Source organism: Brucella tritici, assembly GCF_008932295.1.
In the GTDB taxonomy this organism is placed as follows: Bacteria; Pseudomonadota; Alphaproteobacteria; order Rhizobiales; family Rhizobiaceae; genus Brucella; species Brucella tritici.
The window spans coordinates 26,540-39,307 of record NZ_WBWA01000025.1 but is presented as its reverse complement, the minus strand read 5'-3'; the positions used below and the strand labels follow the sequence as shown (position 1 = coordinate 39,307).

Sequence of the window (12,768 nt, the reverse complement as noted above, 5' to 3'; positions counted from 1 at the left end):
TGGACAGCGCAATATGCAAACAGCATCCTTGAAGAATGGCACGTTGAAGATAGGCACGCGGGGCAGCAAGCTTGCTCTCGCCCAGGCTTACGAGACGCGTCGCCGCCTGATGGAGGCGCATGGTCTGCCGGAAGAAGCCATCGAAATCATTCCCATGTCGACGGCGGGCGACCGCATTCAGGATCGCGCACTTTCCGAAATCGGCGGCAAGGGGCTTTTTACCGAAGAGATCGAACAGGCATTGACGGAGGGACGAATCGATCTCGCGGTCCATTCCACCAAGGATATGCCGACGGTTCTGCCCGATGGTCTTCATCTTTCCATTTTCCTTGAGCGCGAAGATCCGCGTGATGCCTTTATCGGTCGTACAGCTTCGCGCCTTGTCGATCTGCCGCAGGGCGCGACGGTCGGTTCGTCATCATTGCGCCGTCAGGCTTTGATCCGCCGCCTCCGCCCCGACATTCAAGTGGTGATTTTTCGCGGCAATGTCGATACCCGCCTGCGCAAGCTGGAAGCCGGAGAAGTTGACGGGACGTTTCTCGCCTGTGCGGGATTGCGACGTCTGGGGCTTGGCGATGTCATTACCGACCTGGCCGATCCGGAAAGCTTTCCACCTGCGCCGGGGCAGGGCGCCATCGGGATTGAAACGCGTATCGGCGATACACGCATCGATGCGCTGCTCGCGCCCCTTGCGCATCGCGAAACAGGTATCGCCCTTGCCTGTGAACGGGCATTTCTGGCCGCGCTAGACGGCTCCTGCCGTACGCCGATCGCTGGTCTTGCAACAGTGAACGGTGACACGGTTTCCTTTCACGGCATGATTTTGAAGCCGGACGGGTCTGAAGCGCACGAGATAAGGACCGAAGGTCCGGCATCGAATGCTGCCGCACTTGGTACGGAAGCCGCAGAACATCTGCGCGCGAAGGCCGGTCCCCAATTCTTCGAGGGCTGGGAGTAGATTTGGCGGGGCCAGCGCAAATTGCATCGCTTGGTCGCGTTCTGGTAACGCGGCCACAGCCAGCTAGCTCCGGGACCGCCGCAAAACTGGCGTCGAGGGGCTATGAGCCGGTTCTGCTTCCGCTGAGCCGGACAGTTGCGCTCTCCTTTGCTCTGCCCGATGGCCCATTTTCGGCTTTGACGGTGACGAGCGCCAATGCGTTTCACCACATGAACACGGAACGGCTGAAGCCGTTTCTTGACTTACCGCTTTTTGCCGTGGGTCAGGGAACAGCGCAGGCGGCGCGGAAGGCCGGGTTCGGTCAGGTGATCGATGGCGGCGGCGATGCGGTTCGTCTTGCGGCGACGATGCGGCGCAATCTTCCCCAACAGTCCCGTGTTCTTTATCTCGCTGGACGCGTGCGCCAGCCGGTGTTCGAAGACGAGATGCGGGGCGCTAGTCTCGATATGCACGTCGCCGATGTCTATGACACGGAGGTGATTCCTTATTCTGCGTCAGCACTTCTGGACGTACTTCATGGCGCGCCTTTTGTCGCGGTCATGCTTTATTCCGGCGTTGCTGTGACGAGCTTTGTTGAAGCGATGCGTGAAATCACGCTGCCTTTTGACGAGAAAACTCGGTTTTTGTGCATTTCTGTCCGCGTGGCCGACCGGTTGCCGCCGCTCTGGCGGGCAAATGCCCTTGTTGCAGACCACCCGGATGAAGGCGGACTTTTCCGGCTATTTGCCAAACTTTGACTCATTTCGGCGCAACCTTCCTTCATCTGGCGATTTTATCTGTTAGAGTCTGAGGCAACCAATCGGCGTTTACGAGAGGATCCATGGCGAAACCCGGCACTCCGCGACATTCCAAATCGGCCCGCAATCCCGTGACGATCAATCTCGATCCATCGGATGTGAAGCGGGTTGACGAACCGGCGAAGGCGACGCCAGATGCGGAGCCGGTGGGAAGTTTTTCAAAATCTGAGAACCCAAAGTCGGAAACCCCGAAGCCTGCATCACCCAAACCGGAAGCTATGACTGCCGAAAAGACCGTGAAGACGGAAAAGCCGGAAAGTTCGACCTATGCCAAGCCGCCCTTTACCTCGGGCGTGAAACCGGAAATCCAGCAGCCTGCGCAAAAGAGCGGGGCAGGGGCGTCGCATCTTCTGGCCGGTATTGCTGGTGGCGTTATCGGCCTCGGTGGTTTGCTGGCGCTGCAATGGGGCAATGTCATCCCCTCCCCAGGTGCAAGAGTGACAGCGGAACAGCTCGCGCATATGGAACAGCAGATCGCCGATCTGCGCAGCAACCCGACACCGGCGCCGCTTGACGATGCAAGCCGCGCGCAGCTTGCGGCTCTGGAAAAGAATGTTCAGGCTGCCGAGATCAAGGCAGAAGCGGTTGCAGGTTCCTTCGCCGATCTTCAGCAGCAATTCGCTGCCTTGCCGAAAGAGGCGGGTCAGGATGCGGCAGCGGACACCACCGCTCTGACAGAGCGGCTGGATGCGCTGGAAAGCAAGCTTTCAGCGGCGCAGAACCGGGCGGATGAGGCGACAGCCGGAGTTTCGGGAAACAGCGGCACGATTTCATCCCTCGAATCGAAACTGACCTCCTTGCAGGAAAAGGTCACCCAGGCTTCACGCCAGCCCGATGCTACGGCGCTTATAGCGGCAAATGCGCTGAAAACCGCAATTGATCGCGGCGGTTCATTCAAGGCGGAACTGGACACTTACGCTTCGGTTGCGCCGGACGAGGCGTCCATCGAACAGTTGCGTGCTCATGCCGACAAGGGCGTTCCGACTGTTGCCGACCTGAATGCGTGGTTCGGTGCCGTTGCGAACAGGATCGTCGCGACGGAGAACAAACTGCCTGCCGATGCCGGAATTTGGGATCAGCTTGTCGCCAGCGCCAGGGGATTGGTAAGCGTGCGCCCGGTTGCTGGCAATGTCAGCGGTACTGGTGCCGGACCGATCACGGCCCGAATGGAAGCTGCCCTTCAATCCGGCGATCTGGAGCGTGCGCTCAGCGAATGGGAGCAGTTGCCTGCCGATGCCAAGGCCACCTCACAGGAATTTGCCGATCAGGTGCGGGCGCGACGGGATGCTGATGCGCTTGTGCAGCGCCTCGTTGCGGACAGCCTGAAACCGAAGGTTTCGGCGAGTGAAACCGGCGGGGCTCCGGCCTCTTCCGGTCAATAGGAGGCAGGCCGATGCTGCGTGTCCTATTCTATCTCGCCATTGTTGCTGCGCTCGGTTTCGGCTTTGCCTGGCTTGCGGACCGTCCCGGCGAACTCGATGTCACCTTCGCGGGCAACCACTACAATGTGCCTCTGATAACCGCTGTTGCGGGGATCGTTGCCATTGTCGCGGCCATTCTCATCCTGTGGTGGCTCATCAAGAGCATTATCCAGTCACCTTACACGCTGCGCAGGCATTTTCGCGCGCGCAAGCGCGATCGTGGCTATCAGTCGCTTTCGACCGGGTTGATTGCCGCCGGTGCAGGCGATGCGGAAGCGGCGCGCCGCATGACGAAGCAGGCAGGAAAATTGCTGAGTTCCGATCAGGAGCCGCTGATAAAGCTTCTCGAAGCGCAGACCGCGATGCTGGAAGGCCGCACGGAAGATGCCCGTAAGGGCTTCGAGGCGATGGTGGAGGATCCCGAGACGCGGTTGCTCGGCTTGCGTGGGCTTTACATCGAAGCCCAGCGTGTTGGCGCTCGCGATGCTGCCCGCCATTACGCTGCCGAAGCCGCCCAGCAGGCACCGCAGCTTGAATGGGCCTCTTCGTCCATGATGGGCCAGCTCTGTGCCGAGGGCGATTGGGATGGAGCGCTGAAGCTTGTCGATGCGCGCAAGCAGGCTCTCGCCCACAGCAAGGATGTGGTGAAGAAGGAACGCGCTGCATTGCTGACTGCCAAGGCGATGGCAGTCGTCGATGTCGATCATGCGCAGGCAAAGGCGCTGGCGCTGGAGGCAAACAAGCTCGCGCCCGATCTGGTGCCCGCCGCCGTGGTTGCTGCGCGTGCTCTTTTCGCCGATGGCGACGTGCGGAAAGGCTCGAAAATTCTGGAAGCTGCCTGGAAGCGGTTTCCGCAGCTGGACATTGCCTCAACCTATGTCTATGCACGATCCGGCGATACGGCACAGGATCGATTGAAGCGTGCAAAGCATCTCGTATCGCTGCGATCCAATAATGCCGAAGGCAGTCTTGCACTCGCGCGCGCTGCCTATGAGGCGGGCGATTATCGTCTTGCTCGCGACAATGCAGAGCAGGTTCTGCGCGCTTCGCCGCGCGAAAGCGCCTATCTGCTGCTTGCCGATATTGAAGAGGCTGAAACGGGCGATCAGGGCAAGGTTCGCGAATGGCTGGCGCGTGCGGTCAAGGCGCCGCGCGATCCTGCATGGACTGCCGATGGCTATGTTTCCGAACAATGGTCGCCTGTATCTCCGGTTACGGGACGCCTCAACAGTTTCGAGTGGAAAGTTCCCGTCGTGGCGCTCGCTCCTGCGATTGAAGCGGAAAAGCCTGAAATCAAAGGCCCGGTCGAGGCGAAGCCGGTCAATCAGATTGTTCTGGCAGAGCCTCGGGACAAGGCCGAAATGGCGGATGTTTCCGCGGGAGCCGAGAGCAAGCAGGTTGTTCGCGATATCGAGGAGGCTGAGGTCATTGTCCCTGCTGCTGAGCCCAACAAAGCGTCGCCAGCAGCTCCGGTAAAGAAAGCGGAGGAAGTGAACCCGCCAGCGGCCGATGTTGTCGTGGCTGACGATGATGCGAACGAGGAACCCCGTCGCGCACATCTCGTGGTGGACGATCCGGGTGTCGACGAAAGCAAATCTTCTCAGAAGGCGCAGAGTGGATTGAAGCTTTTCTGATCAGGCTTTCCGCGAATCGTTGCCGAAAAACAACGCAGCGCATCTCTTGGGCGGTAAACGGCTGTGTAAGACAGTTTACCGCCTTGCGTGGCGTATTCAGCCCGTTACCTTCGATATTGCTAACTAAATATGCCGGAATCGCGTTTACGGTCGGCAAGCAGTGAATGTGGCAGCGAGGGTGAATGTTTGATCGTCTTCTGGATTTTTTAAAAGAACTCCCGGCCAGCGGTTTTCGGGACCGGAATGAAAAATTCTCCAATGACGATCCGCGACTGGCTGCCGCTGCACTGCTTTATCACATTATGGATGCCGATGGTGAAACGCGTGAAAGCGAGCGTAAAAAGCTCTCTTCAATGCTGTCGCAGAAATACGGGCTGAAGGGCGATAGCCTGAAACGGCTGATCCTTGCAGCGGAAAAAGCCGATCAGGAAGCGATAGATTTATCGGATTTCACATCGGTTCTGAAGCGACAGCTTGATTATCAGGCACGTCTCGACCTGATCGGCCTGATGTGGGAAATGGTCTATGCTGACGGCAAGGTGAGCGAAGTCGAGGCCGACGTGATGTGGCGCGTGGCCGAGCTCGTCGGCATCCGGCAGGATGACCGGAATGCCATTCAGGAGCGCATGGACAAGGCGAGCCGCAGCACGTCCGCTTCCTGACGACCTCCTATAGCTCGAACGATCAGACCCGTCCTTGCAGGTGACGGGCCGTGCGCAATTGCGGGAACATTGCTGACCAAGCGACCGCAACGGCGATTGATCCCAATCCGCCAATGACGACGGCCGGAACAGCGCCGATGGCTGCGGCCATCAGACCGGCACGGAATTCGCCAAGCTCGTTTGATGCTCCGACAAAGACCATGTTGACGGCATTGACGCGACCGCGCACGTGATCGGGCGTCCAAAGCTGCATCAGCGTTTCGCGGATATAGACGCTGATCATGTCAGCCGCACCCGCAAATGCCAGGGCAACAACGGACAGCCATGTCAGTGTCGAGACGCCGAAGATGATATTGAAGAAGCCGAAGAGGCCAACGAAGATGAACATCACGCGGCCCGCATGGTCGCGGATCGGATGTCCGGCAAGCCAGACGGCAGTCAGGACAGCCCCGATGCCCGGAGCCGAGCGCAGTAGACCAAGCCCCCAAGGGCCGAGATCGAGGATATCTCGCGCATAGATTGGCAGCAGAGCCACGGTTCCGCCAAGGAGCACGGCGAAAAGGTCGAGCGAAATCGCGCCAAGGACAATCTTTTCCTTCCAGATGTAGCGGAAGCCAGCCAGCATGCTCGTCAGCGAGCGCTGCTCGGTAAGCGTGTGCTGTTTGGGCTTTGGAATGGAGAAGATCAGTAACGAGCCGATCAGCAGGAACAGCGTTGCGATGGAATAGGCCGCGACCGGAGAAATGCCATAGAGCAAGCCACCTGCAACCGGTCCCACGATTGTCGCCACCTGCCATGCCGATGAATTCCATGAAACGGCGTTCGCGAAATCCTCTGTCGGTACAAGATTGACGACCAGCGATGCGGAAGATGGGCCGAGAAACGCGCGGGCGACACCAAAAAGGGTCAGCGCTGCAAAGACGGTCAAGGGCTCGAACAGACCTGCAAGGGTTAGGCAAAGCAACAACGCCGTCACAACGCTTTCCAGAATGAGCGACAGGCCCATGATGAAGCGTCTGCCGAAACGGTCGGCAGCAGCGCCGGTTACCAGAACCAGCAACAGGGCCGGCAGGAATTGTACCAGTCCGACCATGCCCAGATTGAAGGCGTCACGGGTGAGATCATAGATCTGCCAGCCCACCGATACACTCACGATTTGCACCGCAAATGCGCTCAGGAAACGGGCGCCCCAGTATTTTTTGAAGGCAGAGTGCCGGAATGCTGCGTAACGATCCGCAGAAGAAGCATCAGTGGAGGGGGACATTGCTCATAACATCTAAAGCATTTCCAGCAAAAGTGCGAAGCGGCTTTGCTTGGGATAATGCGCAACAACAAGAAGATAGATGTTACTTACAGCATCCTTCCCATGATCGGAACCACTTTTTGTGAACGGTTTTGTGAAGTGCTGTATCTGACAGTGACAATGCAGCTTCACAAACAAAAAAGGCCGGTTTGAACCGGCCTTTCATTGCTGTCGCTCTGGATCAGTCTTTGCCGAGCAGGCCTTTCCAGATGATCGCGCCGATAGCTGCGCCGACAAGCGGTGCAACCCAGAACAACCAGAGCTGGCTGAGTGCTGCCGTGTCGGCGAAGAGAGCGACGCCGGTCGAACGGGCCGGGTTGACCGATGTATTGGTGACCGGGATCGAAATCAGATGGATCAGGGTCAGGCCGAGACCGATGGCAATCGGGGCAAAGCCAGCCGGAGCCAGCGACGAGGTGGAGCCCAGAATGATGATGAGGAAGAAGGCCGTCAGGATTACTTCGATGAGCAGGCCCGCCATCATGCTGTAGCCACCTGGCGAAAGTTCGCCATAGCCGTTCGAAGCGAGGCCGCCGGCGGAGAAGCCTTCCTTGCCTGAAGCGATGAGGAAGAGTACGGCTGCAGCTGCAATAGCGCCCAGAACCTGTGCAACCCAGTATGGGATCAGGTCCTTGGCTGGAAGACGACCAGCTACCATGAGGCCCAAGGAAACGGCGGGGTTGAAATGACCGCCAGAAATGCCGCCTACAGCATAGGCCATGGTAAGGACAGTCAAACCGAAGGCGAGGGCGACGCCGAGAAAGCCGATGCCCAGTTCAGGGAAGGCTGCGGCGAGGATTGCGCTGCCGCAACCACCGAAAACAAGCCAGAATGTTCCGAAAAATTCAGCCGACAATTTGTTCAGCATGGAAGTCCCCAGGGTTGGTGTAGTGAAAATGTCATATGCGAATCATTTAGCAAGAAGCATATAATCGTCTTTTTCTTTGGACAATCACGTTTAACTTTATCGGCAGCTTTTGTTCTCTGTGGATTTACCTGTCGTTTCAGTAAACGAAAAAGCTATTCTTCATATATTCGAGTTTGCTTTTATATCTCTTCCAAATTGGGTTCCGGCGGACAGTAAGAGTTGGTCGGCTAGGCTTTTTTAAAAGCTGTCGATACCGCTCAGCTATATTGCGGAGCAGGGCGGCGGCACGTTATAAGCGCAGATGTCGAACGGGCGACGCTGGCCGATACAAGACTGTTTGGCCGGGATTTCGCGGGGCAGATTGGAGTTGTCAGCCTTGAACACTCATCGTGGGACGAAAACGCAAAGGCTCGTTTTGGAGGCCGTCAAAGTCGTTCCGATTGTTGCAGCCCTGTCCGGTTGCACGGCGACCGCATGGACCGAAAAGGTGAAGATCGACAGCACGCCAATGCCGACGGAATGCGCGGGTTGGGAGAAGATCGATCTCAAGCAGCGCACGACATTGGTCCTTTTGCGCGAGGACCCGCGCCTTGTGGTCCAAATCGATTCGCACAATCTCAAGGGTCGCAACCTCGGTTGCTGGCAGTAGCCGGACCGCTTCAGGCTGGAGTGGCCAGTCGAACATCGACTTTCTCGATGGTGCCGCGCAACGCAGGAAGCATTGTCTCAAAGTCGATATAGGCACCTGGTTTCAGCATTGCTTCTCCTGGAGCCAGACGGCGTTCGCGTTTGCTGCCGTCGCTATAGGTGATCATGACGATCAGCGGCGGCGTGGCGCGTTCTTCGGATGTGGTGTTGCGGATGCGACCGCCAACACTGAGAACATCGCCTTTATCATGCACTCCAACGCTGGTTTTGAGATCGGTTAGCTGAAGTGCCGAAATGAGTGGCAGGGTTGGTTGCCTGCCGGAAAGAGGTTTGTCGGCAAGCAGTGTATATCCGCCCGCTATCCAGAAGGCGGTTGTCGCACAAAGAGCGACGAAAACCCAATAGCCGAATCCGGGCCATCCGCCGGGGAGACTTGTTTCGGACATAAGCTTGCTTGACGCGAACGGCTTCTGCGGAATGCTGTATGAGAAGGATTTCGGGCGCGGCGAGGCCGGGACAATGGTTTCGAATTCAGCATCCTCGACCGGTCCGGCATCGAAAGTGAACCATGCTGCGCGATGGTTTTCGCGCAAAGGCACGCGCGACATCTGCGCTGTCGATGGTTGTTTCGCCATCATGCCGTCATCATCCTTTGCGTTTTTCGCCCTTCGACTGGTGCCACACACTGGCTCATAATGGTTAATGCTTCATGGCCGCAGCCACGGTCACGCATTTTTTAAGGCTCACGCGGGCTGAATTAACGCAACATTAACCATAGAGGATAAAGGTCGATCTGATATCGATGTCATCCGTGCGCCCCTCAGCGCGCGGACAATTGAAGAGAAACAGCCCGGTGATACGTTTCGAGAATGTCGGCCTGCGATATGGAATGGGTCCTGAGATCCTGCGCGATGTCAGTTTCCATATTCCGCCGCGTTCATTCCAGTTTCTGACCGGCCCGTCGGGGGCAGGGAAAACCTCGCTCATGCGCCTTCTCTTCATGGCGCTGAAGCCGACACGCGGCCTTATCAATATTTTCGGCAAGGATGTTGCGCGGCTCAATCATGCGGAAATTCCGCTTCTGCGCCGCCGCATCGGCATCGTGTTTCAGGATTTTCGCCTGCTCGACCATATGACCACCTATGAGAATGTGGCGCTGCCGCTGCGTGTGCGCGGAAAGGAAGAGGCAACCTACCGTCACGAAGTGGAAGAGCTTCTGCATTGGGTTGGGCTCGGTGACCGAATGAATGTGCTGCCGCCGGTTCTTTCGGGCGGCGAGAAGCAGCGCGCAGCGATTGCCCGCGCGCTCATCGATCAGCCGGAACTGCTTCTGGCTGACGAACCGACCGGCAATGTCGATCCGCCGCTTGCAAAGCGTCTCCTGCGCCTTTTCACCGAGCTGAACCGTTCAGGTACGGCTGTGATTATCGCGACCCACGACCTTTCCCTGATGGAGCAGGTCGATGCGCGACGCATGATCCTCGAACATGGGCGGCTCGACATTTATGATTGATGCAAAGAACGCCTGGCGACGTACATTGGATGACATCCGGGTTCGTTTCGAAGACCTCAAGGACATGCTGCTCGTTCGTATCGGCAAACGCCGGAAGCGTCAGGGGCCAAGTCCTATCGTGCCCGATGGCAGCGTGACGGGCACCGCACTCGTCATCGTGATCGCCATCATGACGTTTCTGGCCTGTCTGACGATGGGCGGCGTGACGCTTGTTCGCGCCTCGGCTGCTGCCTGGCAGAGCCAGATCGCACGCGAAGCCACGATCCAGATCCGACCGGTCGACGGGCAGGACATGGAAAAGGCTCTGGCTCAGGCGAGCGAGATCGCGCGCGGCTTTGCCGGCGTCAAAGGCACCAGCATCATTGACAAGGATGCGACAGCGCGCCTGCTCGAACCATGGCTTGGCAGTGGCCTCAATATTGATGAACTGCCCGTACCACGTCTTGTCGTTGTCACGATCGACGAGAACGCACCGCCTGACTTTGAAACAATGCGTGCTGAAATCACACGCGCCATTCCGGCGGCTAGCTTTGACGATCATCGCACCTGGGTCGACAGGCTTGTCTCCATGGCACACACGACGGTTCTGGTTGGAACCGCCGTTCTCTCGCTCGTGATCGCTGCCACCGTTTTGACCGTGATCTTTGCCACACGCGGCGCAATGTCAGGCAACGGCCATATTATCGAGGTGCTGCATTTTATCGGCGCTGAATCGAAATTCGTGGCGCGTGAGTTCGAATGGCATTTCTTCCGCACCGCCTTGAAGGGCGCACTATGCGGCGGAGCGGCGGCAATGTTCGTATTTCTGATCTTCTCGTGGTGGGCATCGAGCCATATGGCGACCCCCGAAGGTGACCAGGCTGCTGCCATGTTCGGTAATTTCGCCATCGGGCGCAGCGGCTACATCGGCGCTGCCGTCATCATTATCCTGGTCAGTTTCCTCACCATGCTGACCAGCCGCCTGACGGTGATACGCCAGCTTGCAACCATGGATGGTCCGGGAGTGCGCTCCGAATGAAGGCCTTTTCCGATACTGGCGCTTTCAGGACAAGATTTTCGTCCGCTTCTCCGACTTCTCGCCGCAATGCTGGCTATGATGGAAGAAGAGATGGTACGCGAATCCCGCAAGCGCTATCGGGCGGGCACCGGTCGAGTGACGATGCAGTGGCACAGAGGCAGACAGCAAACGGGCTTTCTACGGGGGATGTGGTCTGGCGCCGCAATCGGAGCGGCGTTTCCCTGCAGTCCTTTACAGTTGCGTCCGGTAATTTCTTATGGTCTGTCATGATGCGCATGTTCAGACGTTTCCAACCTGTTTCCATCGTTCTGTTTGTTGTTCTTCTGGCGTTTCTCGTCGGCTTCGTCGCGTTTGGTGAAAAAGTCACCAGCATGCAGCCTCCGGCTATCGAGGAGCCTGCTGACGCAATCATCGTTCTGACTGGTGGACAGTCAAGAATCCAGGCGGCCGTCGATCTTTTGAAGGACAAGCGAGGGAAGCGGCTTCTGATCAGCGGTGTTCATCCGGCGACCAATGAAAAGGCGCTGCAGCGCGCGACCCATGCGGATCAGAGCCTCTTCGATTGCTGTGTCGATCTCGACCGGTCGGCACTCAACACCATCGGCAATGCGACCGAAAGCGAACGCTGGATTCGTAGCAACAATTATCACCGCGTGATCCTGGTCACCAATAACTACCACATTCCGCGCAGTACCCTTGAAATGTCCTATCGCATGAAGGATGTGGAATTCATTCCCTATCCGGTCGTGAATGGGGAGCGACGCGAACATAGCTGGGTTGCCGAAGGCGACACATTGCGCGTGCTCTTCATCGAATATGTGAAATATCTGGGCGCTGCTGTCCGTGTGGGTGCGACCGAACTGTTTGGAACGCAGTCAGTGCAAAATGCAACGACTGAGAGCTGATCTGGCTGCAGGTTTGCGATTTCCTGATGGAAATGACCGATCTTCCTGATATATCGGTGCCGTCACTTTCTGCAGAAAGTCCAGAATTCGCGCGTGATCGTTTACCGCCAGCCGGGAGCGAAAATGCTTTAGCCAGGGTCTCCACCGACTGATGCTTCTCTATCTGCGCTCAATCTTGTTCAATGCGGCGTTCTATATCTGCACACTTGTTCAGATGATCGTCTATACGCCCTTTTATTTCCTGTTGCCCCGCAAGAAGGCATGGATCGTGCCGAAGCTGTGGGCAAGGGTCAATCTCTGGCTCCAGAAGCATATCGCCGGGACAGACTATGTGGTCGAAGGATTGGAGAACATTCCCGAAGGCGCCTATATCTGCGCGCCAAAGCACCAGTCTGCCTGGGATACCTATGCTTTCCTTCCCTATCTTGACGATCCCGTGCTGATCCTGAAGCGGGAATTGATGCGCATTCCGCTTTTCGGCTGGTATATCGCCAAGATGCAGATGATCCCGGTGGACCGCGGTTCCCGCGTCAAAGCGCTGCATTCGATCACCAAGGGAGCGGAAAAGGCGATTGCGGAAGGCCGCCAGATTCTGATCTATCCGGAAGGAACGCGCCGGGCGCCGGGTGCTCCGCCGCACTATAAATATGGAATCGTTCATCTCTATGAGGCGCTCAATCTTCCGGTATTGCCGATTGCGCACAATGCAGGCCTCTACTGGCCGCGCCGCAAATTCCTCCGCTATCCCGGAACCATTCGCGCCCGTATTCTGCCGCCAATTCCGGCGGGGCTTCCGAAGGAAGAATTCCTGAAGCGACTCATCGAATCCACCGAAACGGCCTGTGACGAATTTCTGGTCGCCGCCAGCCGCGATCCCAATCCACCACCCATGCCACCGACCGCCGTTCAAAGACTGAACGAGCTCGGCGCCTAACCCTCACAGCATGTTATCGGCCTGATCACGTTCAATTGCGTTGCGAGAACGACAATTCGCCGCGTTTTCTAGAACTTTCGTTTTTCTTGCGTGCAACCATGAAACCC

At 57.5% G+C, this 12,768-nt stretch carries 13 protein-coding genes; 10 read left to right on the top strand and 3 right to left on the bottom strand.

What is annotated here, in order from left to right; translation table 11 throughout:
- The first annotated feature begins 13 nt into the window (after positions 1-13).
- From hemC to F9K91_RS20255, 5 genes are all read left to right on the top strand, one after another.
- Positions 14-958, top strand: coding sequence for a hydroxymethylbilane synthase (hemC, locus tag F9K91_RS20275; RefSeq protein WP_151555367.1), 945 nt, complete (start codon positions 14-16; stop codon positions 956-958).
- 2 nt (positions 959-960) lie between these two features.
- Positions 961-1,695, top strand: coding sequence for a uroporphyrinogen-III synthase (locus tag F9K91_RS20270; RefSeq protein WP_151678588.1), 735 nt, complete (start codon positions 961-963; stop codon positions 1,693-1,695).
- A gap of 83 nt (positions 1,696-1,778) precedes the next feature.
- Positions 1,779-3,137, top strand: coding sequence for a COG4223 family protein (locus F9K91_RS20265; RefSeq protein WP_151555365.1), 1,359 nt, complete (start codon positions 1,779-1,781; stop codon positions 3,135-3,137).
- An 11-nt stretch (positions 3,138-3,148) separates the two neighbouring features.
- Complete coding sequence (locus F9K91_RS20260; protein WP_151678587.1) at positions 3,149-4,810, top strand: heme biosynthesis protein HemY; 1,662 nt, start codon at positions 3,149-3,151, stop codon at positions 4,808-4,810.
- Positions 4,811-4,992: 182 nt separating this feature from the next.
- On the top strand, positions 4,993-5,472 hold the full coding sequence (locus F9K91_RS20255) for a tellurite resistance TerB family protein (protein ID WP_109988583.1): 480 nt from the start codon (positions 4,993-4,995) through the stop codon (positions 5,470-5,472).
- A 22-nt stretch (positions 5,473-5,494) separates the two neighbouring features.
- Here the strand turns inward: F9K91_RS20255 and F9K91_RS20250 are convergent, their stop codons facing one another.
- Both F9K91_RS20250 and aqpZ read right to left on the bottom strand, forming a co-directional pair.
- Positions 5,495-6,736, bottom strand: coding sequence for an MFS transporter (locus F9K91_RS20250; RefSeq protein WP_151678586.1), 1,242 nt, complete (start codon positions 6,734-6,736; stop codon positions 5,495-5,497).
- Positions 6,737-6,956: 220 nt separating this feature from the next.
- Positions 6,957-7,643, bottom strand: a complete 687-nt coding sequence (gene aqpZ / locus F9K91_RS20245) for an aquaporin Z (protein WP_010657546.1) — start codon at positions 7,641-7,643, stop codon at positions 6,957-6,959.
- 376 nt (positions 7,644-8,019) lie between these two features.
- Here aqpZ and F9K91_RS20240 point away from each other — a divergent pair, with 376 nt between their 5' ends.
- Entirely contained in the window at positions 8,020-8,292 is a 273-nt protein-coding gene (locus F9K91_RS20240; RefSeq protein WP_151555362.1) for a hypothetical protein, read from the top strand.
- A gap of 10 nt (positions 8,293-8,302) precedes the next feature.
- Here the strand turns inward: F9K91_RS20240 and F9K91_RS20235 are convergent, their stop codons facing one another.
- Positions 8,303-8,929 (bottom strand): hypothetical protein, encoded by a 627-nt coding sequence (locus tag F9K91_RS20235; protein ID WP_192799229.1) that lies wholly within the window; start codon positions 8,927-8,929, stop codon positions 8,303-8,305.
- Between the two features lie 251 nt (positions 8,930-9,180).
- Between F9K91_RS20235 and ftsE the strand changes: the two genes are divergently transcribed.
- From ftsE to F9K91_RS20215, 4 genes are all read left to right on the top strand, one after another.
- A complete protein-coding gene (ftsE, locus tag F9K91_RS20230; RefSeq protein ID WP_029375806.1) occupies positions 9,181-9,804 on the top strand; it encodes a cell division ATP-binding protein FtsE in 624 nt (207 codons plus the stop codon).
- On the top strand, positions 9,797-10,822 hold the full coding sequence (locus F9K91_RS20225; protein WP_061345196.1) for a cell division protein FtsX: 1,026 nt from the start codon (positions 9,797-9,799) through the stop codon (positions 10,820-10,822). The genes ftsE and F9K91_RS20225 overlap by 8 nt, the downstream gene beginning before the upstream one ends.
- Complete coding sequence (locus tag F9K91_RS20220; RefSeq protein WP_151555359.1) at positions 10,819-11,727, top strand: YdcF family protein; 909 nt, start codon at positions 10,819-10,821, stop codon at positions 11,725-11,727. The genes F9K91_RS20225 and F9K91_RS20220 overlap by 4 nt, the downstream gene beginning before the upstream one ends.
- A gap of 151 nt (positions 11,728-11,878) precedes the next feature.
- On the top strand, positions 11,879-12,661 hold the full coding sequence (locus tag F9K91_RS20215; protein ID WP_061344493.1) for a lysophospholipid acyltransferase family protein: 783 nt from the start codon (positions 11,879-11,881) through the stop codon (positions 12,659-12,661).
- Positions 12,662-12,768: the final 107 nt, after the last annotated feature.

Coding starts and splice junctions, on each gene's coding strand:
- hemC (WP_151555367.1), top strand. CDS start 14: ATGCAAACAGCATCCTTGAAGAATGGCACGTTGAAGATAGGCACGCGG.
- F9K91_RS20265 (WP_151555365.1), top strand. CDS start 1,779: ATGGCGAAACCCGGCACTCCGCGACATTCCAAATCGGCCCGCAATCCC.
- F9K91_RS20260 (WP_151678587.1), top strand. CDS start 3,149: ATGCTGCGTGTCCTATTCTATCTCGCCATTGTTGCTGCGCTCGGTTTC.
- F9K91_RS20255 (WP_109988583.1), top strand. CDS start 4,993: ATGTTTGATCGTCTTCTGGATTTTTTAAAAGAACTCCCGGCCAGCGGT.
- F9K91_RS20250 (WP_151678586.1), bottom strand. CDS start 6,736: ATGTCCCCCTCCACTGATGCTTCTTCTGCGGATCGTTACGCAGCATTC.
- aqpZ (WP_010657546.1), bottom strand. CDS start 7,643: ATGCTGAACAAATTGTCGGCTGAATTTTTCGGAACATTCTGGCTTGTT.
- F9K91_RS20235 (WP_192799229.1), bottom strand. CDS start 8,929: ATGATGGCGAAACAACCATCGACAGCGCAGATGTCGCGCGTGCCTTTG.
- ftsE (WP_029375806.1), top strand. CDS start 9,181: ATGGGTCCTGAGATCCTGCGCGATGTCAGTTTCCATATTCCGCCGCGT.
- F9K91_RS20225 (WP_061345196.1), top strand. CDS start 9,797: ATGATTGATGCAAAGAACGCCTGGCGACGTACATTGGATGACATCCGG.
- F9K91_RS20220 (WP_151555359.1), top strand. CDS start 10,819: ATGAAGGCCTTTTCCGATACTGGCGCTTTCAGGACAAGATTTTCGTCC.
- F9K91_RS20215 (WP_061344493.1), top strand. CDS start 11,879: ATGCTTCTCTATCTGCGCTCAATCTTGTTCAATGCGGCGTTCTATATC.